The following is a 254-nucleotide window of genomic DNA, read 5'->3' as shown; positions in this document are numbered from 1 at the left end:
GATACGGACATCAATAGGCCATTGGACACCTATGATGATAACGGCAGGATCTTAGCGATTTCCGATCTTGAAAGTGGCTATCGGGCTTTTCGTGATTTTCTGATCAACAACAAGGTCATCGATCAAGACCTAAACTGGATATTTGATGATGGGCATCTGGTGTTGGTAGGGGATTTTGTGGATAGAGGTTTTTCAACAACCCAAGTGCTTTGGTTTATATACAAGTTGGAGCAAGATGCAGAAAAAAAAGGTGG

Annotated in this window: 1 pseudogene; it reads left to right on the top strand. The window is 42.1% G+C overall.

From position 1 onward, the window contains the following. Window positions 1–254: pseudogene (locus D2V08_RS01345) on the top strand (metallophosphoesterase); the annotation flags it as partial.

This window comes from Flagellimonas lutimaris (genome assembly GCF_003581615.1).
Lineage (GTDB): Bacteria > Bacteroidota > Bacteroidia > Flavobacteriales > Flavobacteriaceae > Flagellimonas > Flagellimonas lutimaris.
The sequence above is the reverse complement of the archived record's forward strand: the minus strand, read 5'-3'. Positions and strand labels throughout refer to the sequence as shown.